The sequence below is a fragment of the Streptomyces sp. NPDC057010 genome (assembly GCF_042673805.1).
In the GTDB taxonomy this organism is placed as follows: Bacteria; Actinomycetota; Actinomycetes; order Streptomycetales; family Streptomycetaceae; genus Streptomyces.
In genome coordinates this window covers 1-25018 of the sequence record NZ_JBHUSC010000021.1, presented here as the reverse complement: position 1 = coordinate 25018, position 25018 = coordinate 1, and the positions used below count along the sequence as shown (strand labels likewise).

Genomic DNA, 25018 nt, shown 5'->3' with positions numbered 1-25018 from the left:
CGCCCCGCCTTTGCCGGGGCGCCGCTCCTGCGGTTCCTGTTCTCGTTTTCCGGGGGAGTTCTCACGTGCGTACCGCTCTTGTCCGTCGTACCGTCCTGACCGCGTCCGCGGTGTCGCTGGCCCTGCTGGGCACCGCCTGCGGCGCCGAGAAGGGTGACACCAAGGCCGACACCAAGCCGTCCGCGAGCGCCGGCTCGGCCTCCGCGGCCCCGGCCGGCAAGGCGAAGACGAACGCCGAGCTGGCCGGTGTGATCGTGGTCCAGGCGGACCTGCCGGACCACGTCGTCAAGGAGGCCACCCCGGCCGAGGCGGCCGCCGCGGCCGACGCCAAGAGCGACAAGCCTGCGTGCCAGCCGCTGGTCTCGGCGCAGTCCATGAACCCGGTCGGCACCGCCGCGGGCACGGCCCGGACCAAGGCCGTCGCCAAGCCCAAGGCGCCCGCCGCGGACGCCAGCCCGGAGGAGAAGGCCAAGGCCGCCATGGGCGCCCTGGGCGCCACCGCCACCTCGGTGACCCTCGCCTCGTACGAGGGCAAGGGCGCGCAGGAGGCCTTCGCCACGGTGAAGACCGCGGGCACGGCCTGCGCCGGCGGCTACACCGGCAGCCAGGGCGGCGACTCCCTCAAGATTACGAAGGTGGCCCCGGGCGCTGCCGTCACCGCGGGCGACGAGGCCGTCGCGTACACCGTGACGGGTGACGCGGACGGCGAGCCGCTCACCATGGAGCTCGTGGTCGTGCGCAAGGGCAACACCGTCGCGACCTTCTCCGCCCTGAGCCTGACCGGCACCGCCGAGCAGCCGAAGGCCGTCGTGGACGCGCAGGTCAAGAAGCTCGGCTGAACCGCGGCCGACTGAACGTCAACCCCGCTCCGGCGATTCGCCGGGGCGGGGTTTTCGTCTTGTTCAGGTACGGGGCAGGCAGGCGACTTCGGCGTACGCTGCGGCCTATGTGCGGAATTGTGGGTTACGTGGGAGCGCAGTCGGCGCTCGATGTGGTCATCGCCGGACTCAAGCGGCTGGAGTACCGCGGCTACGACTCGGCGGGCATCGCCGTGCTCGCCGACGGGGGGCTGGCCGCCGTCAAGAAGGCCGGGAAGCTGGTCAATCTGGAGAAGGAACTGGTCGGCAACCCGCTGCCGGCCGGCTCCACGGGGCTCGGGCACACCCGGTGGGCCACCCACGGCGGGCCCACCGACGTCAACGCCCATCCCCACCTGGACAACTCCGGACGGGTGGCCGTCGTACACAACGGCATCATCGAGAACTTCGCCGTGCTGCGCGCCGAACTGGCCGAGCGCGGCCACCGGCTGGACTCCGAGACGGACACCGAGGTGGTGGCCCACCTGCTCGCCGAGGAGTTCTCGGCGACCGCGGACCTCGCGGCGTCGATGCGGCTGGTGTGCCGGCGCCTGGAGGGCGCCTTCACGCTGGTCGCGGTGCACGCCGACGAACCGGACGTGGTGGTCGGCGCGCGCCGGAACTCCCCTTTGGTGGTGGGCGTTGGAGAAGGCGAGAACTTCCTCGCCTCGGACGTGGCCGCCTTCATCGCCCACACCCGGTCCGCGATCGAGCTGGGGCAGGACCAGGTCGTCGAGCTCCGCCGCGAAGGTGTCTCGGTGACCAACTTCGACGGCACGCCCGCGACCGTGCGGGCGTACCACGTGGACTGGGACGCCTCGGCGGCCGAGAAGGGGGGATACGACTACTTCATGCTCAAGGAGATCGCGGAGCAGCCGAAGGCTGTCGCCGACACCCTCCTGGGCAGGATCGACGCGAACGGCTCGCTGACCCTGGACGAGGTGCGCATCCCCGACTCGGTGCTCAGGGAAGTCGACAAGGTCGTGATCGTGGCGTGCGGTACGGCCTACCACGCGGGCATGATCGCGAAGCTGGCCATCGAGCACTGGACCCGCATCCCGTGCGAGACGGAGCTGGCGAGCGAGTTCCGCTACCGCGACCCGATCCTGGACCAGCGGACGCTGGTGGTCGCGATCTCGCAGTCCGGCGAGACCATGGACACCCTGATGGCGCTGCGGCACGCGCGCGAGCAGGGCGCCAAGGTGCTGGCCATCTGCAATACGAACGGGTCGACGATCCCGCGCGAATCGGATGCCGTGCTGTACACGCACGCCGGTCCGGAGGTCGCCGTCGCCTCCACCAAGGCCTTCCTCACGCAGCTGGTGGCCTGCTATCTGGTCGCGCTGTACCTCGGGCAGGTGCGGGGCACGAAGTGGGGCGACGAGATCGAGGCGGTGATCCGGGAGCTGTCGGACATCGCCGCGGCGGTGGACACCGTACTGGAGACGATGGAGCCGGTACGGGCCCTGGCGCGCTCGCTGGCCGACAAGAACACCGTGCTGTTCCTGGGGCGGCACGTCGGCTACCCGGTGGCGCTGGAGGGCGCGCTCAAGCTCAAGGAGCTGGCGTACATGCACGCCGAGGGCTTCGCGGCGGGCGAGCTCAAGCACGGGCCGATCGCGCTGATCGAGGAGGACCTGCCGGTGGTGGTGGTCGTCCCGTCGCCGCGCGGCCGTTCGGTGCTCCACGACAAGATCGTGTCGAACATCCAGGAGATCCGGGCGCGCGGGGCGCGGACCATCGTGATCGCGGAGGAGGGCGACGAGACGGTCGTCCCGTACGCCGACCACCTGATCCGGATCCCGGCCACGCCGACGCTGCTCCAGCCGCTGGTGGCGACGGTGCCGCTGCAGGTGTTCGCGTGCGAACTGGCCACGGCGCGGGGCAACGAGGTGGACCAGCCGCGTAACCTCGCAAAGTCGGTGACGGTGGAGTAGTTGGGGTTCCTGTTGTGATTATCGGCGTGGGGATCGACGTCGCGGAGATCGAGCGGTTCGGCGCGGCGCTGGAGCGCACGCCGAACCTGGCGCAGCGGCTGTTCGTGGACGCCGAGTTGACCCTGCCGAGCGGCGAGCGGCGCGGAACCGCCTCGCTCGCCGCCCGGTTCGCGGCGAAGGAAGCGCTGGCCAAGGCGCTGGGCGCGCCCGGCGGGCTGCTGTGGACCGATGCCGAGGTGTACGTCGAGGACTCCGGGCAGCCGCGGCTGCGGGTGTCCGGCACGGTCGAGGCGCGGGCCCTGGCGCTGGGCGTGAAGTCCTGGCACATCTCGCTGAGCCACGACGCCGGTGTCGCGTCGGCCGTGGTGATCGCAGAAGGTTAGGAGGCAGCCCATGCGAACTGCTTACAGCGTGGAGACCGTACGGGCCGCCGAGCGGGAGTTGATGGCGCGGCTGCCCGAGGGCGCCCTGATGCAGCGGGCGGCGGCCGGGCTGGCCGCCGTCTGCGCGGGGCTGCTGAGGAGGGTGTACGGGGCGCGGGTCGTGCTGCTCGTGGGGCCCGGGGACAACGGCGGCGACGCCCTGTACGCGGGCGCGCGGCTCGCGCGGCGCGGGGCCCGGGTGACGGCGGTGCCGATGGATCCGGAGCGGATGCACGCGGGCGGGCTCGCCGCGCTGCGGGCGGCCGGGGGGTGGGTCGAGGAGGCCGTTCCGCGGCGCGCGGACCTCGTCGTGGACGGACTGCTCGGGATCGGCGGGCGGGGCGGGCTGCGGCCGGCGGCCGCGGCGCTGGTGGAGCGGATCCCGCCGGGGGCGCCGGTGGTCGCGGTGGACCTGCCGAGCGGCGTGGACGCGGACAGCGGCGAGGTCGCGGGGCCGGCGGTACGGGCCGATGTGACGGTGACCTTCGGGGCGTACAAGCCCGGCCTGCTGATCGACCCCGGAGCCTCGCGGGCGGGCGCGGTGCGGCTCGTGGACATCGGGCTCGAACTCCCGGAGCCGCGGGTGGAGGCGCTCCAGCACGCCGATGTGGCGGGGCTGTTGCCGGTGCCGACGGCGTCGAGCGACAAATACCGGAGGGGCGTGGTCGGGATCGTCGCCGGATCCGCGCAGTACCCGGGGGCGGCCGTGCTGGCCGTGGCCGGTGCGCTGCGGGGCGGGGCGGGCGCCGTGCGGTACGTGGGGCCGGCGGCGGACGCGGTGCTGGCCCGCTACCCGGAGACGCTGATCGGGCCCGGACGGGTCCAGGCGTGGGTGGTCGGGCCGGGGCTGGGGGAGGGGCGCGCCGGGGAGGTCGCGCAGCTGCTCGCGCAGGACGTGCCGGTGCTGGTGGACGCGGACGGGCTGCGGGGCCTGGACGCGGAGGTGCTGCGCGCCCGGACGGCCGCGACCCTGCTGACCCCGCACGCGGGGGAGGCGGCGGCGCTGCGGGGGGTCTCGCGGGAGTCGGTGGAGGCGGGGCGGCTGGCGGCGGTGCGGGAGCTGGCGGGGGCGTACGGCTCGGCGGTGCTCCTGAAGGGCTCGACGACGCTGGTCGCCTCCGGCGGGGGCCTTGTCCGGGTGAACCCGACGGGGACGCCCTGGCTGGCCACGGCGGGCAGCGGTGACGTCCTGTCCGGCCTGGCCGGTTCCCTCCTGGCCGCCGGCCTGTCGGGCCCGGACGCCGGCGCGGTGGCGGCCTACCTCCACGGCCTGGCGGCCAGGCTCGCGGGGTCCCCCGTGCTGGCCCACCAGGTCGCCGAGGCCCTCCCCGCCGCCTGGCAGAACGTCCACCGCCCCTGACAGGTGCGGCCACAGGACCGGGGCTCCGCCCCGCACCCCGCTCCTCAAACGCCGGAGGGGCTGGATTCGGCCCGCGTAGGGCTGAGAGTGCGAGCCGTGCCAAGGGCGCGCCTGGCGGGCTGGATTGCCCGCAGGGCAATTCCAGCCTCGCCGGCGTGGGAGTGGGCTCCGTCGAGCCGACAAGGGATTCTGAGAGACTGTGCGCAATGAACGAGACACCGACGCGCGTGTACGCCGAGATCGATCTTGACGCCGTACGGGCGAACGTGCGCGCGTTGCGCGAGCGGGCGCCCCGGTCCGAGCTGATGGCCGTGGTCAAGGCGGACGCCTACGGGCACGGAGCCCTGGCCTGCGCCAGGGCCGCCCAGCAGGCCGGTGCGACCTGGCTCGGGACCGCCACCCCCGAAGAGGCCATCGCCCTGCGCGCCGCCGGCATCGAGGGCCGGATCATGTGCTGGCTGTGGACCCCCGGCGGGCCCTGGCGGGAGGCCGTCGAGGCCGACGTGGACGTCTCCGTCAGCGGCATGTGGGCCCTGGACGAGGTGAAGAAGGCCGCCCGCGCCACCGGCCGCACCGCCCGCATCCAGCTCAAGGCCGACACCGGCCTCGGCCGCAACGGCTGTCAGCCCGCCGACTGGGCCGAACTCGTGGGGGCCGCAGTCGCCGCCCAGGCCGAGGGCACCGTCAACGTCACCGGCATCTGGTCGCACTTCGCCTGCGCCGACGAGCCCGGCCACCCCTCCATCCAGCTGCAGCTCACCGCCTTCCGCGACCTGCTCGCGTACGCGGAGAAGGAGGGCGTGGAGCCCGAGGTCCGGCACATCGCCAACTCGCCCGCCACCCTCACCCTCCCCGAGTCCCACTTCGACCTCGTCCGCTGCGGCCTGGCCGTCTACGGGGTCTCGCCCGCGCCCGAGCTCGGCACCCCCGCCCAGCTGGGCCTGCGCCCCGCCATGACGCTCAAGGCCTCCCTCGCGCTGGTCAAGACCGTCCCGGCCGGGCACGGCGTGAGCTACGGGCACCACTACGTCACGGACAGCGAGACCACCCTCGCGCTGGTCCCGGCGGGCTACGCCGACGGCATCCCGCGGCAGGCCTCCGGCCGCGGCCCCGTCCTCGTCGGCGGTACGGTCCGGCACGTCGCGGGCCGCGTCGCCATGGACCAGTTCGTCGTCGACCTGGGCGGCGACCAGGCCCGCGCCGGCGACGAGGCCGTCATCTTCGGCGACGCGGAGCGCGGCGAGCCCACCGCCGAGGACTGGGCTCAAGCGGCACACACGATCGCGTATGAGATCGTCACCCGTATCGGAGGGCGCGTGCCCCGGGTGTACCTGGGCGCCTGACACGGAGCGAGGGCGGCGGCGTGAGCGGCGTGAGCGAGAACTGGCGCAAGGCCGGCTGGGCCGGCGCCGCCATCGGCGTGATAGCGGCCGGTGCGGCTGCCGGTGTCGCGGTCGAACGGATCACCGTCGGACGGGGTATGCGCATGAAGGCGCGCCTGGCCCTCGACGCCGCCGGGGACTACGGGTCCCTGCGCGGCACCGAGGGGACCTGCCGGGCGGAGGACGGCACCCGGCTCTACTACGAGGTCGACGAGCTGCCGGAGGAAGGCAAACGGCGCCGCATGCGCCGCAAGGCCGCGCCCCCCGCCACCGTCGTGCTCTGCCACGGCTACTGCCTCGGCCAGGACTCCTGGCACTTCCAGCGCGCCGCGCTGCGCGGCACCGTCCGCGCGGTCTACTGGGACCAGCGCAGCCACGGCCGCAGCGACCGCGGCCTGGCCCAGGCCGACGGCGAGCCGGTGACCATCGACCAGCTAGGCCGCGACCTGAAGGCCGTCATCGACGCGGCCGCCCCCGAAGGCCCGCTGATCCTCGTGGGTCACTCGATGGGCGGAATGACCATCATGGGACTCGCCGAGCAGTTCCCCGAACTCGTGCGCGACCGCGTCATCGGCGTCGCGCTCGTCGGCACCTCCAGCGGCCGCCTCGACGAGGTGACGTACGGGCTCCCCTCCGTCGGTGTCGGAGCCGTGCGCAAGCTCCTGCCCGGCGTGCTCAAGGCGCTCGGGTCCCAGGTCGAACTGGTGGAGAGGGGCCGCAGGGCCACCGCCGACCTCTTCGCCGGCATGATCAAGATGTACTCGTTCGGCTCCCGGGACGTGGACCCGGGCGTCGCGCGCTTCGCCGAGCGGCTGATCGAGGCCACCCCGATCGACGTGGTCGCCGAGTTCTACCCGGCCTTCCAGACCCACGACAAGACCGCCGCGCTCCAGCACTTCGCGGACGTCCCGGTCACCATCATCGCCGGGGACAAGGACATGATCACCCCGCCCGGGCACAGCGTGGCCATCAAGGAGGCGCTGCCGGGCGCCGAGCTGGTGGTCCTGGAGTCCACCGGGCACCTGATGATGCTGGAGCGCCCGGAGACCGTGACGCGGCTGCTCACCGCGCTGCTGGCGAGCACCGGGGCCGTCCCGGGCGCCGCACCGACTAACGTTGGCGGGCATGGAAGAAGTACCGCTGGAAGCGCCGGCAGCAACACCGGCACCGGCGCCTGAGGGCGCCGTCGAGACCCGGATCACCGTCGACTCCCCGGACGCCATGCAGGAGCTGGGCCGCGGGCTCGCCCGCCTGCTGCGCCCCGGCGACCTGGTGCTCCTCACGGGCGAGCTGGGCGCGGGCAAGACCACGCTGACCCGCGGCCTCGGCGAGGGCCTGGGCGTGCGCGGGGCCGTGACCTCGCCGACCTTCGTGATCGCCCGCGTACACCCCTCGCTGACCGGCGGGCCGGCGCTGGTGCACGTGGACGCGTACCGGCTGGGCGGCGGGCTGGACGAGATGGAGGACCTGGACCTCGACGTCTCGCTGCCCGAATCCGTGGTCGTCGTGGAGTGGGGCGACGGCAAGGTCGAGGACCTCTCCGAGGACCGGCTGCACGTGGTGATCGCGCGGGCGGTCGGCCACGAGGAGGTCCTGGACGACGTGCGGGAGGTGTCGGTCCGCGGGATCGGTGCGCGCTGGGCCGAAGGGGCCGGGCTGCACGCGCTCGCGGGAGTGCGCTCCGAATAGACCGCAGGGATCGACCTTCGGAGTAAACGTACCGACAACTCGTCGGCAAGATATTGCGCCTGTGGTCGCGGGCGTGGTCCCATGGTACCGAGAGTTTCTTAGGTATGCCTAAGTTCGGCGTTCCGGGGCCCAGGAGGCAGCCATGTCGGCACCAGCGGGAGCACCGCGCGACCCCCGTCCGTCCGCCGTGTCCATGCGGGCGCTGCTCGCCGCGGGCCTGGCCGCCACCGCCGTCTCGACCCCGCCCGTACGGGAACACGCGCCCGCTCCCGAGGCTCCGGAGGACGGCGGGCCGCAGGGCCCGGTCGACGAAGAGGCCGCTCCGGAGCCGGGCTCCGAAGCGGCCTGAGTCGCCCGTTTGGGTGAAAGTGCTGCCGTCAGGGAACGACGACGACCTTCGAGTTGATCGTCGCGAAGGCCCACATCGCGTCGCCGTCGGCCTTCGCCATGCGGATGCCGCCGGTCTTCTTGTTCGGGTCGGGCTCCGGCGTCGCGCCGTCCGCGCGGGCGCTGAAGCCGATCGCCACGCCGTCGGTGTTCGTGAACCGGACGACGTGCTCGATCGGCACCCCGTCCGAACCGGTGACCGCGCCCGAGCGCGAGCCGACCACGTAGCTGCCGGCCTTCGGGTGCACCGTGCTCGGCATCACCGTGAAGGACTTCGGCTGCTGGCCGGCGGCGGGGTCGCCCACCAGCCAGACCCGCTTCTGGCCCACCGAGTACACGACGCGCACCCCCTCGCCCGAGCCCTCCGGTACGGGCACCGGCTTCGTGGGGTCCTGCTTGGCGGCGGACTGGCTCGGGGCGGGGGCCGGGGCCTGCGGGGCCGCCTTCGGCGGGCGGGCGGGAGCCGTAGCGGATGCCTGGTAGCCGAGGAAGCCGATGGCGATGAGTGCCGCGGCGGTGAGCCCGGCCACGATTCCCGAGCTGCTGCGTGCCACCTTGCTCCACCTCTCCGAGCCGCCTGGATTACCTGATCGAAAGGTAGCAGCCGACCCGGTCCGTGCCCGGCCGCAAGGGCCCGGGTTCAAGGAGTCGTAGGCTGTTCGCGTGCTCTTGCTCGCTGTAGATACCGCCACGCCCGCCGTCACCGTCGCCCTGCACGACGGCGAGTCCGTCCTCGCCGAGTCGAACCAGGTCGACGCCCGCCGCCACGGGGAGCTGCTCCTGCCCTCCGTGGACCAGGTGCTCGCCGAGGCCGGGGCGAAGCTCGAAGCCGTCACCGGCATCGTCGTCGGGGTCGGCCCCGGCCCCTACACCGGTCTGCGCGTCGGTCTCGTCACCGCCTCCACCTTCGCGGCCGTGCTGGGCGTGCCCGTGCACGGCCTGTGCACCCTCGACGGCCTCGCCTACGCAGCCGGGACCGCCGGGATCGAGGGCCCCTTCACCGTCGCCACCGACGCGCGGCGCAAGGAGGTCTACTGGGCGCGGTACGAGGACCCGCGCACGCGCGTCGGCGACCCCGCCGTGGACCGCCCGGCCGACATCGCCGAACAGGTCGCGGGGCTGCCCGCGGTGGGCCAGGGCGCACTGCTCTACCCGGACGTCTTCCCGGACGCGCGGGCACCCGAGCACCAGTCCGCCGCGGCCCTGGCCTCCCTGGCCGTGGAACGACTGGCTGCCGGGGCGGAGTTCCTTCCTCCGACCCCGCTCTACCTGCGCCGCCCCGACGCGCAGGTGCCCAAGAACTACAAGGTGGTCACCCCGCAGTGACGCCCGTCCCTGATGTCGTGCTGCGCGAGATGCGCTGGTGGGATATCGCACCCGTGCTCGAACTGGAGCACGAGCTGTTCCCCGAAGACGCCTGGTCCGCCGGGATGTTCTGGTCGGAGCTGGCCCACGCCCGCGGCCCGCAGGCCACGCGCAGGTACGTCGTCGCCGAAGCCCCCGGAACCGGCCGTCTGGTGGGCTACGCGGGCCTCGCCGCCGCCGGGGACCTGGCCGACGTACAGACCATCGCGGCCGCCCGCGACCAGTGGGGGACCGGGCTCGGCGCCCGGCTCCTGACCGAACTGCTGCGCGCCGCGACCGCGTTCGAGTGCGCCGAGGTGCTGCTGGAGGTACGGGTGGACAACGCCCGCGCCCAGAAGCTCTACGAGCGCTTCGGCTTCGAACCCATCGGCTTCCGGCGGGGCTACTACCAGCCCGGCAACGTGGACGCGCTCGTGATGCGGCTGACCATGACCCCTGAGAACACCGATAACTCTGAGAGCAGTGAGAGCAATGGCTGACGAACCTCTCGTCCTCGGCATCGAGACCTCCTGCGACGAGACCGGCGTCGGCATCGTCCGCGGCACCACCCTCCTCGCGGACGCCGTCGCGTCGAGCGTCGACGAGCACGCGCGCTTCGGCGGGGTCGTGCCCGAGGTCGCCTCGCGGGCCCACCTGGAGGCGATGGTCCCCACCATCGAGCGCGCCCTGAAGGAGGCGGGCGTCAGCGCCCGCGACCTCGACGGCGTCGCGGTCACGGCCGGCCCCGGCCTGGCGGGGGCGCTGCTGGTGGGCGTCTCGGCCGCCAAGGCGTACGCGTACGCGCTCGGCAAGCCGCTCTACGGGGTGAACCACCTGGCCTCGCACATCTGCGTGGACCAGCTGGAACACGGCCCGCTGCCCGAGCCGACGATGGCCCTGCTGGTCTCCGGCGGCCACTCCTCGCTGCTCCTCGCCCCGGACATCACCAGCGACGTCCGCCCCCTCGGCGCGACCATCGACGACGCGGCCGGCGAGGCCTTCGACAAGATCGCGCGCGTGCTCCAGCTGGGCTTCCCCGGCGGCCCGGTCATCGACCGGCTCGCACGCGAGGGCGACCCGAGGGCGATCAACTTCCCGCGCGGGCTGACGGGGCCGCGCGACGCGGCGTACGACTTCTCCTTCTCCGGCCTCAAGACGGCCGTCGCCCGCTGGATCGAGGCGAAGCGGAAGGCAGGCGAGGAGGTTCCGGTACGCGACGTGGCGGCCTCCTTCCAGGAAGCGGTCGTGGACGTCCTCACCCGCAAGGCCATCCGGGCCTGCAAGGACGAGGGCGTCGACCACCTGATGATCGGCGGCGGTGTGGCGGCCAATTCCCGGCTCCGCTCGCTGGCGCAGGAGCGGTGCGACGACGCGGGGATCATCCTGCGCGTGCCGCGGCCGAAGCTGTGCACCGACAACGGCGCGATGGTGGCGGCGCTGGGTGCGGAGATGGTCAAGCGGAACCGGGCGGCCTCGGACTGGGACCTCTCCGCGGACTCCTCGCTGCCGGTGACGGACCCGCACGTGCCGGGTACGTCCCACGCGCACGGTGACTCCCACTCCCACGACCACGTACACGAACTGAGCAAGGACAACCTGTACTCGTGATCGCGCTGATGTGGGAGGCCCGGGCCGTCGCCGGCCGGGGCAACGAGCTGCTGGAGTGGGCGCGCGCCCAGATCCTCGCCCGGGAGCCGGCGCGCCGTGAGGTGCTGCGCGCCCCGCAGGACCGGGTGCTCGTGATCACGTGGTGGGAGACGGCCGAGGGGGTCTCGGCTGACCTCCCCGAACTGCCGGAGCCCGCCGCCGACTTGATCACGCGGGCGGTGCACCGCTGGCGGTTCGAGTCGGTCGAGGTGACCGGCGCCTGACGAGGCGGGGCTTGCGGTTATGGTCATGCCCATGCCTGGCCGTAACCTGCCCCCTCCGCCGCCGCCCGCGCACGTGCGCGCCTGGATGGACGAAACCGCCCTGAGGGCCGACCGCGCGCTCTTCCTGCGCGAGCTGGCCCGGCGCAGCCTGGGCCTCGGGCGGCTGCTCCTTCTCTGGGCCGTCTCGGCGGTGTTCGCCGTCGGCTGGACCTTCGTCGGCTTGGCCGTGATGGCCTTCGAGGCGCGCGACGGGCTCTCCCTCCTTTCCGTCCCCGTCTACGGCGTCCTAGGGGTGGGGGTGCTGATCCCGGCCGGGTTCTGGTTCGCCTGGGGCGCCCGGCGGGACCGCGAGGTGAGGCGGCTGCTGTCGGCGTGGGCCGCGGCGGACCGCGATCCGGCGACGGACTCCCGGCTCCGCGCGCCGGCCCGGAGCCTGACCTGGCTCCTGTCCTCCTTCGCCCTGGGCGCGCTGGGCCTGTCCCTCACCTTCGCCGCCGCGGCGACCTCTGGCCCGGGCCCGGTCAAGTACGGCGAGCTCACGTACTTCATGGGCATCGGCATGATCCTCTGGATCACCGCCCTCCTGGGCGCAGCCAAAGCCACGGCCCACTACCGCTGGGCCCTCCGAGCCTTCCCCCGCCCACATCCGGCCCGCACCGGTCTATGAGCAATCCCAGCCTCGCCGGCGTTTGAGGCGCGGGGTCCGGGGCGGAGTCCCGGTCTTGAGCCCGCGCTCGCGCACTCAGGGTGGCCAATTCCAGCCTCGCCGGCGTTTGAGGCGCGGGGTGCGGGGCGGAGCCCCGGGAGCCCGGGCGCAGCCCGGGGCCGCACGCGAAGGCCGCGCACCCCCGGCGAGGGGAGAGGTCAGGGCCGCGCCACACCCGCACCCGACCCGGCCGGCGCCCCGATGAGCATGGCCGGCGCCCCCGCCACCCGCGTCAGGAACACCGTCGCCGAATTCGGCCCCGACGGCTTCACCTTCCTGCGGAGCTCCTCCGGCTCGATCGCCGACCCCCGCTTCTTCACGGTCAGCACCCCCACCCCCCGCTCCCGCAGCAGCGCCTTCAGCTTCTTCAGGCCGAACGGCAGCACATCGGTGATCTCGTACGCCGTCGCGTACGGCGTCTCCCGCAGCTCGTCGGCCGTGATGTAGGCGATCGTCGGGTCGATGAGCCGCCCGTCCAGCCGCTCGGCGACCTCGGCGACGAGGTGCGCGCGGATCACGGCGCCGTCGGGCTCGTAGAGCCAGCGGCCCACCGGCCCCGCCTCGGGATCCGGCAGCGGATCGGCGGTCTGCAGGGCGCGCGGCCCGGGCAGCAGCGTGGCGCGCACCGTCCCGGGCGAGGTCCCGAACCAGAGCACCGCCTCCTTCACGTCCCCCTGGTCGGAGATCCACTCGGCCTCGGCCTCTTGCGGCACCGCCTCGTGCGGGATCCCGGGCGCGATCTTGATGGCGGCGTACTTCGCCGCACGGGCCGTCTCCACGGCCCACGACAGCGGCGGCGAGTAGGACTCCGGGTCGAAGATCCGGCCGCGCCCGCCGCGCCGGGCCGGGTCGATGAAGACGGCGTCGTAGCCGGAGGTGTCCACCTCCGTCACGTCCGCCTCCCGCACCTCGATCAGGTCCGCCAGCCCCAGCGCCTCGGCGTTGGCGCGCGCGACGGCGACGGTCAGCGGGTCGTGGTCGACCGCGAGGACCCGGATGCCGAGCCGCGCCAGCGCGAGGGCGTCCCCGCCGATGCCGCAGCACAGGTCCGCGAGCGACCGCACGCCCAGGTCGGCGAGGCGCCCGGCCCGGTACGCCGCCACGGACGCGCGCGTGGCCATCTCCCCGCCGCCGGGCGTGAAGTACATCCGGAACGCGTCCTGCGCCCCGAACTTCGCCACCGCGCGCTGCCGCAGCCGGGCCTGCCCGAGCGCGGCGGAGACCAGTCCGGCGGGGTGCTCGCGGCGCAGCCGGGTGGCGACGGCCAGCTCCTGGGCGGGGTCGTAGTCGCGGAGCGAGTCGAGGAGGGCGCGCCCCTCGGGGGTGAGGAGGGCGGCGAAGTCTTCGGGGGTCACGGATCCATTGTCGGCGACGGGGCGGGAGGGGCGGTGCTCCGGACGCTCCCGTCAAACGGTGTGGGCCAGTCGAAGGAAGGTGGAATTCCGCTCGCGGTGTCTTCCGGGAAGCCCGTGTGTCGGGTGCCAGGATGCGCAGCTATGCAGCTAGTACGACAAAAGGAAGATAAGACGCAATTGGGTCACCGGTACGCGGCGGGTCCGCGCGGCCGGTTCGGGGTGGCCGTGGCCGCCCTGCTGGTGGCTGCCCTCGGCACGGCCTGCTCCGGGGGATCCGGGGCACCGGACAAGGCCGAGAAGGCGAAGGCCGCCAAGGGTGCCGAGGCGGGCGCGGCCGGCGCCCTCAGCGCCGCCGAGAAGGCGAAGGCCGCCCAGCAGGCGCGCGTCGCGGCGGCGAAGAAGTGGGGCCTGCGCAAGGTGCCGCTGACCGCCCCGGCCGCGCCGAAGACGAAGCCCGAGATCACCACGCGGGACGGCTTCGAGGTCGAGGACCAGGAGGAGTACCCGCCGGTCTTCACCACCGTCCCGACCGAGGACAAGGTCGTCTTCCTCACGATCGACGACGGCGCGGAGAAGGACCCCGAGTTCCTCAGGATGATGCAGGAGCTGAAGATCCCGTACACGGCCTTCCTCAGCGACTACCTGGTGCGGGACGACTACCCGTACTTCAAGAAGATGCAGGACGCGGGCGTCACCCTGAACAACCACACGCTCAACCACCGCTACATGCCGGCGCTCTCGTACGAGAAGCAGCGCGAGGAGATCTGCGGTCAGCAGGACACGATCCAGAAGCAGTTCGGCAAGCGGCCGACGCTCTTCCGGCCGCCGTACGGGAACTACAACCAGGACACCCTCAAGGCGGCGAAGTCCTGCGGGATCAAGGCGGTACCGCTGTGGAACGCGGAGGCGTTCACGAACCGGATGGACTACCGCGAATGGGACCGCGACCTGCACCCCGGTGACATCATCCTCACGCACTTCCGGGGCAAGGAGGACTGGAAGGGCACGATGCCTGACATGATCCGTCATGTCATGAAGACCGTCACGGACAAGGGATACGCCGTGGCTCGCTTGGAGGACTATCTGTGAAGCACGCGCGCCGGTTGGTAGCCGGAACGCTGGCGGCCGGCGCGCTCGCGCTGTCCCTGACGGGGTGTGGGGACAGCGTGGACCCCATCGAGAGGCTGGGGCGCAAGACGACGCAGGGGGCCGGGACGGCGGAGGCGTCGGCGACTCCGTCGCCCAGCCCGTCGGCGGGGAACGCGGCGGGGAACGCCTCGGACGAGGCGTACAAGAAGTGGGGCCTGACGGCCCCCGTCGCGTACGCGCCGAAGCCCGCCCAGAAGCCGCAGATCCCGAAGGCCGGCCCGGGCAAGGTCCCGGTCGTCGACCGAATACCCGTCCCGGACGGGGAGAAAACAGTCTTCCTGACCTTCGACGACGGCGCCGAGAAGGACCCCGAGTTCCTGAAGATGGCGGCCGACCTCAAGCTGCCGATCAGCATGTTCCTGACGGACAACGTGGCTTCCTCGGACTACGGCCACTTCGAGAAGCTCCGCGACAACGGCTCGTCGAGCACGATAAACAACCACACGCTGACGCACCCGAACCTCCGGACGCTGCCCTTCGCGGCGCAGAAGAAGGAGATATGCGGCCAGCAGGACCGCCTGCAACAGCGCTTCGGCCAACGCCCGACGCTCTTCCGCCCGCCCTTCGGCAACTACAACGAAGACACCCTCCGGGCAGCCTCGGAGTGCGGAGTCTCGTCCCTGGTCCTCTGGCGGGCGTCGATGCAGATCAACAACTTCCAGTACGCCGAGGGCTCCGCCCTCAAACCGGGCGACATCATCCTGGCCCACTTCCGCGGCCCGTCCGAACTCAAGGGCTCGACGGAAACCCAGATGACGACCCGCATGCTCCAGCGCATCCAGGAACAGGGCTACCGGATCGGGCGGCTGGAGGACTACCTGTAGCCGGGCGGGGCCGCATCGGGGGCTTGGGGGCCGGTAGCCGAGCGGAGGGCATCAGAGAAGGTTTGGGGGTTTCCCGTCAGTCCCATCGTCCTTCCGCGCCGGCCCGGCCTGTCAAGGGCGCTCCTCCTTCGTCGTCGCGTCGCTTCGCGATGGCCTACGGCCACCCTTGACAGACCGGCCCGCCACGGAAAAACGAAGACTGCCGGGAAGCCCCCAAAGGAACGGGCCGGGTCAGACGCATCCACCCGGGGAGCGCCAGGAACCCAATCCCCGCTCCCTCAGTCCGGCCAATGCCCCCAAGCCATGCCGGGCAGCGCCGGGTCCAGGGCAGCCAGGCACCCATCCAGGCATAAGCAGGCGTAGTCCGGGCCGGGGGCGGCTCTACCTGCACCAAACAGCGGCGAGAAGCCCATCGGGAGCCTTGAGCGCGTCAAACCGCTACGCGCTCCTCGTTGACGGCGTCCGGCGGCCGCCCGGAGCTGGACATGGGTCTACCGGGTCGCCCCGCGGCTGAGGTGACCCGGCGGCGATCAGCCCGGCATGGGCTGAGCTTGTTCTTCAATCGTTCAGCCCTTGAGGAACTCGGCAGCCTCGGCGTGGTCGGCGGCGACGCCGACCGGCGACCACCGGCCGTCGGTGTCTCGTTCGAGTAGCAGACGTGGGGCGTCGGGTGCCACGTGAGAAGCGCGGGCCCCCGGGGCGAGAGGCACGGCGCGGCGGGTGCCGGTGAGCCAGTGGTCGGTCTGCTGGCGCCGCTCCCGGCGGGCTGCCCATGCCTCAAGGCTGTTACGGCGAGGTGCCTCAGGGTTATCGCTGCTGTCCACGGTCTCTCCTTACCGCCAGCCCGCTCCCGGCACGACGTTGCCAGGGGCGTCCACCCATGGTGTAGCACCGTCGGGGGTGATGGTGAGGCCGAACCGCATGAGAGCCGGGCGGCCGGCATGCTCCCACCAGGCGTGTGCGGACTCGATGCCGTCCCACAAGTGGCGCGGACCGTGCTGGTGGACGATGCCCGGTCCGTGCTGCTCAGGCCATCGCACGTACGCCCATGACCGGTCGGTGAGGGAGTACCACCATCCGGCCTGGTTGCCGTCGGCTGTGCGGTACAGGGTGTGGGTGACATCCGGGATGGCGAGACCGATGGCGTGGGCGGCATCGGTGTCGGCGAGCTGGTCGGGTTGGATGGGGGTGCTGGTGGGCCCGGGCCACTCGGTGACGTAGTCGGTGTGGTTGGGCCATGTGGTTCGCTGCGTCCGCGCCTTCATGAACTCCACCCCGGCAGTGAACGGTCCGCTCGCGGTGCCGTCGGCATGCACGGTGAGGCGGAGTAAGGCGTCACGGTTGGAGTAGTGCGTCCCGTATGGTGCGACGATCATCCCGCCGGGCCGTACCTGGGACAGCCACGCGCCGGGAACGGTGCGCAGCCCGAACGTGCACAGGATGCGATCGTACGGGCCTCCGTCGCGGTGACCGGCTAGAGCGTCGCCTGCTATGACGTTGGCGGGAAAGCCGAGGGCGGTCAGACGCTGCCGGGCACCCGCGGTCACGGCGGCGTCGACGTCCATGCTGGTCACGGTTCTTGGCCCGCATCGGTGGGTGAGGAGCCCGGCGGTCTCGCCGGTGCCGGTGCCCGCATCGAACACCCTCATTCCCGCCTCGGCGTCGAGGGCAGCGAGAAGCCTGTATACAACTGAGGGTTGAGAGCTGGACGAGGTTGGCACGGTGCCGGGCGTCTTGCCTTCGTGGGCGCCGTCATCCCATTGCGTGACGATCGAAAGGTCGGAGTCGGCGTAGCGGTGCCAGGCGGCAGGGTCGGTGTGGCGGTCGACGGTGATGGTGCGGGAAGCGCCATCGCTGTCGGGGACGAACGGCCAGATCACATCAGGGAGAAATGCGGCGCGGTCGACCGCGGCGAACGAGGGGGCCCAGTCAGAGGAGAGGGCGCCGGCAGACCGGAGGCAGCGCCCCAGCTCGGTACGGCTGGGGCGCCCCTGGTGGGCGGCGGTGGTCACTTGCGGTGTGTCCCGCCGCCGGGTGGCGTGCTGGTGTCCGGGTTCGGCGGTGGCGGTGGCGGGGCGGGCTGACCGGGCGGGGGCGGCGGGTTGGACGGCGGGGGCGGGGGCGGAGAGTGCTTGGCCATGGTGGTGTTCCTCTCGGGTGGTGCCGTAGCCGGCGGGGGCGGTTGCCGAGCCGGGTCGCTGCGCCCCGCAGCCAGGGGCTTACGCCGGGGAGCCGTCGACTCCCTGCCGCGGGACAATCTCAGGTGATCGCCTGCGCCGCGTCGATGCCGTGCCACGCCGAGCCCACCTGTACGACGTGGCCGGCGCGATCTCTTCAGACTGTTCGCGGGGCCGTAGGAGGTGCCAGCACCAGTCCCCCGCGGTGACGTCGGTAACGCGCCCATGAGTCGCCGCCCCATGTTCCTCCCACCGTGCGAGGAACATGGCGAGGCCGTGCTCAGCGTGGGCGAGAGTTCGGGGCACGTGGTTCCTCGTCGCCCAGGTCCCGGATCAAAGGTGCCTCCCGGACGAAACGCCAAGCATCGGCATCCGGTTGCGCATGCCCTGCCTCCCTTTCGCAGTTGCGTCCCACGCATCGTTCGGTGCCGCGGACCGGGCATGCCCTGATGTTCCGTCCCTCGTCGGAGCGTTGCCACCGCGTTCACGGGACGTTTGGGACGCTTCACCACTACCGTTCGTTCCGTCCCCAACGGTTCAGCGGAGGCGAACTGTGAATCACGCGCTCCGGCGAGCGATGGTGAATGCCAAGATGACTGAAGCGCAGCTCGCAGAAGCTTGTGGGGTCGATGCGAAGACGGTCGGTCGATGGATCACTGAGCCGAACCGGATTCCGCATGCTCGCCACCGATGGGCTGCCTGTGAGGTATTAGGTGAGGAGGAGGCAGCCTTGTGGCCCAACGCCGTCCGGTCGGCACTCACCACCGGGCCGGACAAGGAGATAGTCCAGGTCTTCCCCTATCGCTCCGCAGCACCAGCCAGTCTGTGGAAGTCCCTGGTGACGAAGGCGCAGCGAGAGCTGGTATTCGCCGGGTACACCAACTACTTCTTGTGGCTGGAGCAGGCGAACCTGGCCAGTGCCCTACGCCGCAAGGCTCAGGGCGGATGCCGGGTGCGCTTCCTGATCGGCGATCCGAACAGCCCGGTCACCGCAGCGCGAGAGGCTGAGGAGGGCGTACCGCTGACGCTTTCCACCCGTATCGCCGTGACGCTGAATGAGCTCGAGAAGCTGCGTGACGTCAGCGCCATCGAAGGCCGGTTCGAGACCGGTCACGTCAACCTCTCCGTCTTCCGGTTCGACGACGAGATGATCGTCACCCCCATTCTGGCCCGCAGAGTCGGCCACGATTCACCGATGATGCACATCCGACGCAGGCAGACAGACGGAATGTTCGACCGTTTCGCAGCTCACGTCGAAGAGCTGTGGAGCCGGGGACGCGACATCCGGGAGGCGAGGCAGGATGCCCAGGCGTGACTTCGAGGACGATCCCAACGCGCCGAAAGCGAACAGCTTGGTGCCGGCGGCTTCGGCAGTCGTCGTCGATGACGACGGCCGGGTGCTGTTGCAACGACGCACGGACAATGGCATGTGGGCTCTGCCCGGCGGCAAGATGGAGCTTGGGGAGTCCATCGGGGACTGCGCGGTCCGGGAGACCCTCGAAGAGACCGGAATAGCGGTTGAGATCACCGGGATCGTCGGGACATACACCAACCCCGGACACGTCTTCGCCTACGACGACGGCGAGGTCCGGCAGGAATTCTCGATCTGTCTCCTCGCCCGCCCCACTGGTGGCAGGCTCCGTACGTCTGACGAGTCATTTGAGGTCGCCTGGTTCGCCCCGGAGGCCACTGAAGATCTACAGATGGTGCCCAGCATCCGCAAACGAATCAACGATTGGCGAGCCGGAAAGGGCCCCGTCGTGCGTTGACCTCAGGCCGTGCCGCCCCGGTCGCCGCCAGCGGGAGCCCTGTGACCAGCTCCAGACGGCCGGGAGACGCTGAGCTGTGAAGGGGCACGCAGCGATCTTGGGCGGCTTATGTCCAGCCACGGACGGCCGCCGGACGCCGTCAACGAGGAGTGCGTAGCGATTTGACGCGCTCAAGGCTCCCGATGAGGCCCTCGCCGCTGTTTGGTGCAGGTTGGGCTGCGCCCGGCTCGGACGGTGCCCGCCTATGCCTTTGGTAGTCGGCATTGGCCGGACTGGGGAAGCGGGCTCGCGCATCCCTGGCTCGCCCGGGCCTGTGTCTCTGACCCGTGGACCGTTCTTTTGGGGGGGTCCCGTCGGTCTTCGTTTTTCCGTGGCGGGTCGGTCTGTCAAGGGTGGCCGTAGGCCATCGCGAAGCGACGCGACGACGAAGGAGGAGCGCCCTTGACAGGCCGGGCCGACGCGGAAGGACGATGAGACTGACGGGAAACCCCCAAACCTTCCCTGATGCCGCCTTCCGGGGCTCCGAACCCCGAAGCCCCGGTGCGCGGTGGTGGTGAGAGGGGGGAGGCCCCGTCCGGGCGAAGCGTCCCGAAGCCCCCGCCCCGGCCGGCCGAGTTGCCTGAGGGAAATGCCGATGTGGCCGACCCCGCTCGCCGGATTACCGAGTTTCGGTCTCGGCGCCGAGGTGGCGGGTGGGCAGCCGCCGCACCGCGGTGGTGGTGAGAGGGGGGCAGAAACCCCGCCCGGGCGAAGCGTCTCGAAGCCCCCGCCCGCCCCGTCCCGGCGGAGCCCCTACCCCGCCCCCGCCCCCACCGCCACCGGCGTGATGGTCGTTTCCGCCGGGCCCCTCGTGTCCGCCTCGCGTTGGCGTTCCGCGCTGTCGCTGATGCGGAGGAGGAGGGCGATCATGATCCAGTTGGCCAGGAGGGACGAGCCGCCCTTGGCCAGGAAGGGGAGGGCCTTGCCCGTCAGGGGGATGAGGCCCGTGACGCCGCCCGCGACCACGAAGACCTGGAGGGCCAGGGCCGAGGCCAGGCCCACCGCCAGGAGTTTGCCGAAGGGGTCGCGGGCGCCGAGTGCCATGCGCAGGCCCCGCTGCACGAGGAGTGCGTAGAGGATGAGGACGGCCATGACCCCGGCCAGGCCCAGTTCCTCGCCGACCGTCGTGAGGATGAAGTCGCTGCGGCCCGCGAACTTGATCAGCTCGGGGTGGCCCATCCCCAGCCCCGTCCCGGACAGCCCGCCCGTGCCGAAGCTGAACAGGGCCTGCGCCGACTGGTCCGAGGTGACCCCCGCCGGCCGGTTCTCCCAGTAGTAGGACAGGGGCTCCAGCCATGCCGCAACGCGAGCCTTGACGTGCGGTTCCGTCGAGCCCACCGCGAAGGCGCCCACCGCCGCCATGAACAGGCCGCACACGATCCAGCTGGTGCGCTCGGTGGCCACGTAGAGCATCACCACGAAGACGCCGAAGAAGATCAGCGAGGTGCCGAGGTCGCGCTCGAAGACGAGCACCAGCATCGAGACGATCCACACGGTGATGATCGGACCGAGCTGACGCATCGGCGGCAGCCGCATGCCGAGGAACCGCCGGCCCGTCAGGGCCAGCGAGTCCCGGTGGATGACCAGGTAGCCCGCGAAGAAGATCGCGATCATGATCTTCACGAACTCGCCGGGCTGCAGCGAGAAGCCGAAGAGGATGATCCAGCGCTTGGCGCCGTACGTGTCCGCGCCGAAGAACGCCGGAGCGATCAGCAGCACCAGCGCGACGGCCATCGTGATGTAGATGAAGCGCTGCAGCAGCCGGTGGTCGCGCAGCAGCGCCACGACCAGGATGCAGGCGGCGACCCCGACCACCGTCCACATCAGCTGGCCGGGCGCGTTCGCGTCGGAGTTGTACCGCTCGATGTACCCCTGGTCGAGCCGGTGGATCAGTACCAGTCCGAGCCCGGTGAGCAGCATGGCGAGCGGGAAGATCAGCGGATCCGCGTACGCCGCGAACCGGCGGATGCCGAGGTGTCCCACCAGCGAGAGCAGCGACAGGCTGATGGTGAAGCCGGTGAGGTTGGGCGGCAGCTCGCCGTTCATGGCGAGGCCGGCGCAGGTGTGGCCGAAGACGGCGATGGCGACGACGAAGACCAGGAGCAGCGCCTCGGTGCGGCGGCGCGCGCCGGCCGCCGTCAGGGGTTTCAGTCCACGCACGGGATGCCGCCGCCGTCCGTGCGGGCGGGCGGGGACGCGGGAGGGGGTGACGCTGACGCCTCAGGTGAGGCCGACGGGCTCGGTGCGGAAGCGGCGCCCGGTGCGTTCGGGCTCGCGGTGGCCTTGGGCCCGATCTGCTCGGCAATGAGGCGCTTTATCTTCATATCATCTACGACGTTGATGTCCTCCCCATGGTTCCTTCCGAACCCCTCGATGGGGAGTGTCGTGAACTGCACCCTGCCGCCGGACAGGTTCTTCGCCTGCCGCACGAACGACAGCAGGTCCCATCCCTCGTCCGTCACCACGTCCTGCTTCGCCGTGTCGATCAGCTTGATCAGCTTCACCGGGTCGGTGAACGTCCCGGCCGAGTTCAGCTTCTTCGTCGCGCCCGCGAGGAAGGCCTGCTGCCGCTTCGTCCGGTCCAGGTCCCCCATGTCCAGGCCGTGCCGCTGCCGCACGAAGGCGAGCGACTGCCGGCCGTTGAGGATCTGCGGTCCCGCCGGGAAGTCGGCGCCCGAGTACTTGTCCTTCACCGCCTTGTTCAGGCACACCGGTACGCCGCCCAGCGCGTCGGCGAGGTGGCGGAAACCGGCCAGGTTCAGCTCGGCGAAGTGGTCGATCGGCACCCCCAGGAAGCTGCGCACCGTATCGATCTGCGCCTTGCGCCCCGCCTCGCGCCCCTCCCGCTCCAGCCGCCGGCGGTCCTTCACCCCCTGCGCGACGAGCTGTTCCTGCCTCTCCTCCTTCGCCAGCCCGTACGCCTTCTTGATCTTGTCCTTGCCCCGGCCGCCGGATATCTCGACGAAGTCGTCGCGCGGCACCGAGAAGGCCTTCGACCGGCTGCCGTCGCCGGGCACGTGCAGCAGGATCAGGGTGTTCGCGTTGTAGCCGCCGATGTCCGAGGTGCCGGCGTGCAGTTGCTCCAGGACGTCCGCCGGCAGGTCCTCGCCGTTCTGGTCCTTACGGCTGTCCAGCCCCATGAGCAGGATGTTCACGTCCCCGTACTGCGATTTCTCGGCGCCCTGCAGCGCCTTGGAGCTGCCGATGCCGGCGGCCAGGTCCCGGTACAGGTACCAGGCGCCGCCGCCCGCCATCACCGCCAGCGCGCAGGCCGTGACCAGCAGGGTGCGGGCGAGCCGGCGCGGGGTGCGCCGGCGGCGGCTGGTCGTCGTCTTCCTCCGGTGCGCGCTCATGCCTGTCGATGGTGGGGGACAGGCGCTGAAGGAATCCTGAGGAATTCTGAGGAAGCCGCCGCGACGGGTTCCCCCGAGGTCACCGAGCCGGGATGCGCAGTACCAGCCGCGCGCCCCCGGCGGGCGCCGGCAGCGCGCGTACGTCGCCCCCGTGCGCCCGCGCGATCTCCCGGGTGATGGCCAGGCCCAGCCCGGTTCCGCCGTCGGCCCGGCCGCGGTGGGCGTCCAGTCGTACGAACCGCTCGAACACCCGGTCCCGGTCCGCCTCCGGGATGCCCGGGCCGTCGTCCGCGACCTCCAGCAGCGCCCAGCCGTCCGCGGCGCCGGCCCGCACCACGACCTCCTCGCGGGCGTACCGCAGGGCGTTGTCCACGAGGTTGGCCAGCGCCCGCTCCAGCCGCGCCGGGTCCCCGGCCGCCGGTACGGGCGCCCGCGCGTCCGTCCGTAGCGCGACCCGGGAGCCGCCCCGGCGCGCCACGTCCTCCGCGGCCAGCAGGGCCAGGTCGACCGGCTCGCTCCGCGGCCCCGGCCCGCCGTCGAGCCGGGCCAGGAGCAGCAGGTCCGCCGCGATCCGCTGGAGCCGCTCGGTGTCGGCCAGCGCGGCCTCGACCGACTCCCGGTCGGGGCGGTCCATGGCCAGCGCCACCTCCAGCCGGGACCGGACGGCCGCCAGGGGGTTGCGCAGCTCGTGCGAGGCGTCCGCGGTGAACTGCCGCTGCCGGGCGTCGGAGCGCTCCAGCCGGTCCAGGGTGTCGTTGACGGTCCGGGCCAGCTGCGCGATCTCGTCCGCGCCGCCCGGGTCCGGGACCCGCCGGTCCAGCTCGCTCGCGGTGACGGCCGCCAGCCCGTTGCGGATCGCGGTCACCGGCCGCAGCGCGTGGCCCGTCACCCACCAGGCGAGGGCCGCGGCGAAGCCGATCAGCGGGGGTGCGCCGGCCAGCAGTCCGATCGCGACCGCCCGGGTCGCGTCGTCGACGTCGCCGAGCACGGTCATGGCGTACACGGTCCGGGCGCCCGGCGGTCCGGGGGCCTCGACCGCGACCAGCACGCGCCGTTCCGCGCCGGGGCGCGCGGGCGGGAGTACGGCCGAGCGGGCGTCGCCGTCGGGCCCGGGGCGCAGCCCGGCCAGGTCCGGCGCGGGGGCGTCCCCGCTGCTCGCCACGGTCCGCCCCTGCGCGTCCCGTACGAGGACCAGGTCCACCCCGCCCTCGGGCGCGGGCAGCCGGCCGCCGGGCGGCGGGGTCCGGCCGTCGAACCGGGCGGCGACCTTGCGGGCGGCGAGCTCGGTGCGGCCGGTGGCGTTCTCCAGCAGGTTGGCCCGCAGCAGGGTGTGGAGCCACAGCCCGCCGGCGGCCAGGACGGCGGCCATCGCGAGGGCGGCGGCCACCGCCGCACGCGCCCGGACCGAACTAGCCACCGTCGGGGGCCATCCGGTAGCCGGTGCCGTGGACGGTGCGGATGGAGCGGCGGCCGAAGGGGGTGTCGATCTTCCTGCGCAGCGAGGAGACGTACACCTCGACGATGTTCGGGTCGATGCCGTGCGGGGTGTCCCAGACCTCGTCGAGGATGTCCTGCTTGGCCACGGCCTGGCCGGGCCGCTCCATCAGGCAGGCGAGCACGCCGAGCTCGCGGGCGGTCAGCTCGATGTCGCGGGTGCCGCGCCGGCAGCGGCGGCCGTGGGGGTCGAGGAGGAGGTCGCCGGCCCGGAGCGTCCCGCGGTCCGGGGTGCCGGCGCGGCGGGCGAGGGCGCGGATGCGGGCGGCGAGGACCACGAAGGAGAACGGCTTGGTGAGGTAGTCGTCGGCCCCGGAGTCCAGGCCCTCGGCCTCGTCGGACTCGCCGTCGCGGGCGGTGAGCATCAGGACGGGGGTGGTGTCGCCGTGGGCGCGCATGCGGGTGCAGATCTCGTGGCCGGTGACGCCGGGGAGCATCAGGTCGAGCAGGACGACGTCGTACGGGCCGCCGGCCAGGGCGAGGTCCAGGCCGCGGTGGCCGTCGTGGGCGACGTCGACGGCGTGCCCGGTTGCGGACAGGCCGCGCCGGAGGGACTCGGCGAGGCCGTGTTCGTCTTCGACCACGAGTATGCGCACGACGCAAGCGTCGCATATCGGGCGGGTTGCCTCGGGGCCCCGAACCCGGGGGGTCTGACCCGTGCCCGTGCCCCGGCGCCGGTTGAGGGAGCCGGTGCCGAGCGGTGGTGGGCGGGCCGGTCCGCGGGGCCCCTCCGGGGTGTCTCCTCGGCTCGCCGCGCCCTCGCGGGCCGCCGGGGCGGTTGAGGGGGCCGGTGTTGAGCGGTGGTGTGTGGGCCGGTCCGCGGGGCCCCTCCGGGGTGTCTCCTCGGCTCGCGCACCAAGGCCCTCTTCGTGACGTAAGGGTGGTTGCGCGCTCGTCCTGCGG

Annotated in this window: 25 protein-coding genes; 17 read left to right on the top strand and 8 right to left on the bottom strand. The window is 72.2% G+C overall.

What is annotated here, in order from left to right:
- The first annotated feature begins 65 nt into the window (after positions 1-65).
- The 8 genes from ACFTXQ_RS19145 to ACFTXQ_RS19110 all read left to right on the top strand — a co-directional run bounded on the left by ACFTXQ_RS19145 (position 66) and on the right by ACFTXQ_RS19110 (position 7996).
- Complete coding sequence (locus tag ACFTXQ_RS19145; RefSeq protein WP_382642229.1) at positions 66-839, top strand: hypothetical protein; 774 nt, start codon at positions 66-68, stop codon at positions 837-839.
- A gap of 107 nt (positions 840-946) precedes the next feature.
- Positions 947-2794, top strand: a complete 1848-nt coding sequence (gene glmS / locus ACFTXQ_RS19140; RefSeq protein WP_382642227.1) for a glutamine--fructose-6-phosphate transaminase (isomerizing) — start codon at positions 947-949, stop codon at positions 2792-2794.
- Positions 2795-2808: 14 nt separating this feature from the next.
- Positions 2809-3177, top strand: coding sequence for a holo-ACP synthase (locus ACFTXQ_RS19135; protein WP_382642225.1), 369 nt, complete (start codon positions 2809-2811; stop codon positions 3175-3177).
- A gap of 10 nt (positions 3178-3187) precedes the next feature.
- Positions 3188-4576 (top strand): NAD(P)H-hydrate epimerase, encoded by a 1389-nt coding sequence (locus tag ACFTXQ_RS19130; protein WP_382642223.1) that lies wholly within the window; start codon positions 3188-3190, stop codon positions 4574-4576.
- A 206-nt stretch (positions 4577-4782) separates the two neighbouring features.
- Positions 4783-5919: an alanine racemase gene (gene alr / locus ACFTXQ_RS19125; protein ID WP_382642221.1), complete on the top strand. Its 1137-nt coding sequence runs from the start codon at positions 4783-4785 to the stop codon at positions 5917-5919.
- 29 nt (positions 5920-5948) lie between these two features.
- Entirely contained in the window at positions 5949-7136 is a 1188-nt protein-coding gene (locus ACFTXQ_RS19120) for an alpha/beta fold hydrolase (protein WP_382642348.1), read from the top strand.
- Positions 7084-7647 (top strand): tRNA (adenosine(37)-N6)-threonylcarbamoyltransferase complex ATPase subunit type 1 TsaE, encoded by a 564-nt coding sequence (gene tsaE / locus ACFTXQ_RS19115; protein ID WP_382642219.1) that lies wholly within the window; start codon positions 7084-7086, stop codon positions 7645-7647. Before ACFTXQ_RS19120 ends, tsaE begins: the two co-directional genes overlap by 53 nt.
- 142 nt (positions 7648-7789) lie before the next feature.
- Positions 7790-7996, top strand: a complete 207-nt coding sequence (locus tag ACFTXQ_RS19110) for a hypothetical protein (protein WP_382642217.1) — start codon at positions 7790-7792, stop codon at positions 7994-7996.
- A gap of 28 nt (positions 7997-8024) precedes the next feature.
- Here ACFTXQ_RS19110 and ACFTXQ_RS19105 read toward each other — a convergent pair whose 3' ends face one another.
- Entirely contained in the window at positions 8025-8588 is a 564-nt protein-coding gene (locus tag ACFTXQ_RS19105; protein ID WP_382642215.1) for a hypothetical protein, read from the bottom strand.
- Between the two features lie 109 nt (positions 8589-8697).
- Between ACFTXQ_RS19105 and tsaB the strand changes: the two genes are divergently transcribed.
- The 5 genes from tsaB to ACFTXQ_RS19080 are packed head-to-tail and all read left to right on the top strand — an operon-like array spanning position 8698 to position 11916.
- Complete coding sequence (gene tsaB, locus ACFTXQ_RS19100) at positions 8698-9360, top strand: tRNA (adenosine(37)-N6)-threonylcarbamoyltransferase complex dimerization subunit type 1 TsaB (protein ID WP_382642213.1); 663 nt, start codon at positions 8698-8700, stop codon at positions 9358-9360.
- Between the two features lie 29 nt (positions 9361-9389).
- A complete protein-coding gene (gene rimI, locus ACFTXQ_RS19095) occupies positions 9390-9878 on the top strand; it encodes a ribosomal protein S18-alanine N-acetyltransferase (protein ID WP_382642346.1) in 489 nt (162 codons plus the stop codon).
- Positions 9871-10986: a tRNA (adenosine(37)-N6)-threonylcarbamoyltransferase complex transferase subunit TsaD gene (gene tsaD, locus ACFTXQ_RS19090; protein ID WP_382642211.1), complete on the top strand. Its 1116-nt coding sequence runs from the start codon at positions 9871-9873 to the stop codon at positions 10984-10986. Before rimI ends, tsaD begins: the two co-directional genes overlap by 8 nt.
- 8 nt (positions 10987-10994) lie before the next feature.
- Positions 10995-11249: a hypothetical protein gene (locus ACFTXQ_RS19085; protein ID WP_382642344.1), complete on the top strand. Its 255-nt coding sequence runs from the start codon at positions 10995-10997 to the stop codon at positions 11247-11249.
- A 31-nt stretch (positions 11250-11280) separates the two neighbouring features.
- Positions 11281-11916 (top strand): hypothetical protein, encoded by a 636-nt coding sequence (locus ACFTXQ_RS19080; protein WP_382642209.1) that lies wholly within the window; start codon positions 11281-11283, stop codon positions 11914-11916.
- Positions 11917-12113: 197 nt separating this feature from the next.
- Here the strand turns inward: ACFTXQ_RS19080 and ACFTXQ_RS19075 are convergent, their stop codons facing one another.
- Positions 12114-13310, bottom strand: a complete 1197-nt coding sequence (locus ACFTXQ_RS19075) for a methyltransferase domain-containing protein (protein WP_382642207.1) — start codon at positions 13308-13310, stop codon at positions 12114-12116.
- Positions 13311-13451: 141 nt separating this feature from the next.
- Here ACFTXQ_RS19075 and ACFTXQ_RS19070 point away from each other — a divergent pair, with 141 nt between their 5' ends.
- Positions 13452-14399 carry a polysaccharide deacetylase family protein gene (locus ACFTXQ_RS19070; protein ID WP_382642205.1) on the top strand — a complete coding sequence of 316 codons (948 nt, stop codon included), beginning with the start codon at positions 13452-13454 and terminating at the stop codon, positions 14397-14399.
- Complete coding sequence (locus ACFTXQ_RS19065) at positions 14396-15283, top strand: polysaccharide deacetylase family protein (RefSeq protein WP_382642203.1); 888 nt, start codon at positions 14396-14398, stop codon at positions 15281-15283. The genes ACFTXQ_RS19070 and ACFTXQ_RS19065 overlap by 4 nt, the downstream gene beginning before the upstream one ends.
- A gap of 566 nt (positions 15284-15849) precedes the next feature.
- Here the strand turns inward: ACFTXQ_RS19065 and ACFTXQ_RS19060 are convergent.
- Both ACFTXQ_RS19060 and ACFTXQ_RS19055 read right to left on the bottom strand, forming a co-directional pair.
- A complete protein-coding gene (locus ACFTXQ_RS19060; RefSeq protein WP_382642201.1) occupies positions 15850-16107 on the bottom strand; it encodes a DUF6087 family protein in 258 nt (85 codons plus the stop codon).
- A gap of 9 nt (positions 16108-16116) precedes the next feature.
- Positions 16117-17295 carry a methyltransferase domain-containing protein gene (locus ACFTXQ_RS19055; protein ID WP_382642200.1) on the bottom strand — a complete coding sequence of 393 codons (1179 nt, stop codon included), beginning with the start codon at positions 17293-17295 and terminating at the stop codon, positions 16117-16119.
- Positions 17296-18052: 757 nt separating this feature from the next.
- Here ACFTXQ_RS19055 and ACFTXQ_RS19050 point away from each other — a divergent pair.
- A complete protein-coding gene (locus ACFTXQ_RS19050; RefSeq protein ID WP_382642198.1) occupies positions 18053-18775 on the top strand; it encodes an XRE family transcriptional regulator in 723 nt (240 codons plus the stop codon).
- Positions 18762-19229, top strand: a complete 468-nt coding sequence (locus ACFTXQ_RS19045) for an NUDIX hydrolase (protein ID WP_382642196.1) — start codon at positions 18762-18764, stop codon at positions 19227-19229. Before ACFTXQ_RS19050 ends, ACFTXQ_RS19045 begins: the two co-directional genes overlap by 14 nt.
- A gap of 792 nt (positions 19230-20021) precedes the next feature.
- Here the strand turns inward: ACFTXQ_RS19045 and ACFTXQ_RS19040 are convergent.
- From ACFTXQ_RS19040 to ACFTXQ_RS19025, 4 genes are all read right to left on the bottom strand, one after another.
- Positions 20022-21428: an FtsW/RodA/SpoVE family cell cycle protein gene (locus tag ACFTXQ_RS19040; RefSeq protein ID WP_382642194.1), complete on the bottom strand. Its 1407-nt coding sequence runs from the start codon at positions 21426-21428 to the stop codon at positions 20022-20024.
- Positions 21416-22621 (bottom strand): LCP family protein, encoded by a 1206-nt coding sequence (locus tag ACFTXQ_RS19035; protein WP_382642192.1) that lies wholly within the window; start codon positions 22619-22621, stop codon positions 21416-21418. The genes ACFTXQ_RS19040 and ACFTXQ_RS19035 overlap by 13 nt, the downstream gene beginning before the upstream one ends.
- A gap of 79 nt (positions 22622-22700) precedes the next feature.
- The gene (locus ACFTXQ_RS19030) at positions 22701-24038 is read right to left on the bottom strand and encodes a sensor histidine kinase (RefSeq protein ID WP_382642190.1); all 1338 of its coding nucleotides are present in this window, start codon (positions 24036-24038) and stop codon (positions 22701-22703) included.
- Positions 24031-24711 (bottom strand): response regulator transcription factor, encoded by a 681-nt coding sequence (locus ACFTXQ_RS19025; RefSeq protein ID WP_382642188.1) that lies wholly within the window; start codon positions 24709-24711, stop codon positions 24031-24033. Before ACFTXQ_RS19025 ends, ACFTXQ_RS19030 begins: the two co-directional genes overlap by 8 nt.
- Between the last annotated feature and the right edge of the window lie 307 nt (positions 24712-25018).

Bases quoted from the DNA above. Each gene is read 5' to 3' on its own strand.
- glmS (WP_382642227.1), top strand. From the start codon at position 947: ATGTGCGGAATTGTGGGTTACGTGGGAGCGCAGTCGGCGCTCGATGTG.
- ACFTXQ_RS19130 (WP_382642223.1), top strand. From the start codon at position 3,188: ATGCGAACTGCTTACAGCGTGGAGACCGTACGGGCCGCCGAGCGGGAG.
- alr (WP_382642221.1), top strand. From the start codon at position 4,783: ATGAACGAGACACCGACGCGCGTGTACGCCGAGATCGATCTTGACGCC.
- tsaE (WP_382642219.1), top strand. From the start codon at position 7,084: ATGGAAGAAGTACCGCTGGAAGCGCCGGCAGCAACACCGGCACCGGCG.
- ACFTXQ_RS19110 (WP_382642217.1), top strand. From the start codon at position 7,790: ATGTCGGCACCAGCGGGAGCACCGCGCGACCCCCGTCCGTCCGCCGTG.
- rimI (WP_382642346.1), top strand. From the start codon at position 9,390: ATGCGCTGGTGGGATATCGCACCCGTGCTCGAACTGGAGCACGAGCTG.
- tsaD (WP_382642211.1), top strand. From the start codon at position 9,871: ATGGCTGACGAACCTCTCGTCCTCGGCATCGAGACCTCCTGCGACGAG.
- ACFTXQ_RS19085 (WP_382642344.1), top strand. From the start codon at position 10,995: ATGTGGGAGGCCCGGGCCGTCGCCGGCCGGGGCAACGAGCTGCTGGAG.
- ACFTXQ_RS19080 (WP_382642209.1), top strand. From the start codon at position 11,281: ATGCCTGGCCGTAACCTGCCCCCTCCGCCGCCGCCCGCGCACGTGCGC.
- ACFTXQ_RS19070 (WP_382642205.1), top strand. From the start codon at position 13,452: ATGCAGCTAGTACGACAAAAGGAAGATAAGACGCAATTGGGTCACCGG.
- ACFTXQ_RS19050 (WP_382642198.1), top strand. From the start codon at position 18,053: ATGACTGAAGCGCAGCTCGCAGAAGCTTGTGGGGTCGATGCGAAGACG.
- ACFTXQ_RS19045 (WP_382642196.1), top strand. From the start codon at position 18,762: ATGCCCAGGCGTGACTTCGAGGACGATCCCAACGCGCCGAAAGCGAAC.
- ACFTXQ_RS19035 (WP_382642192.1), bottom strand. From the start codon at position 22,621: ATGAGCGCGCACCGGAGGAAGACGACGACCAGCCGCCGCCGGCGCACC.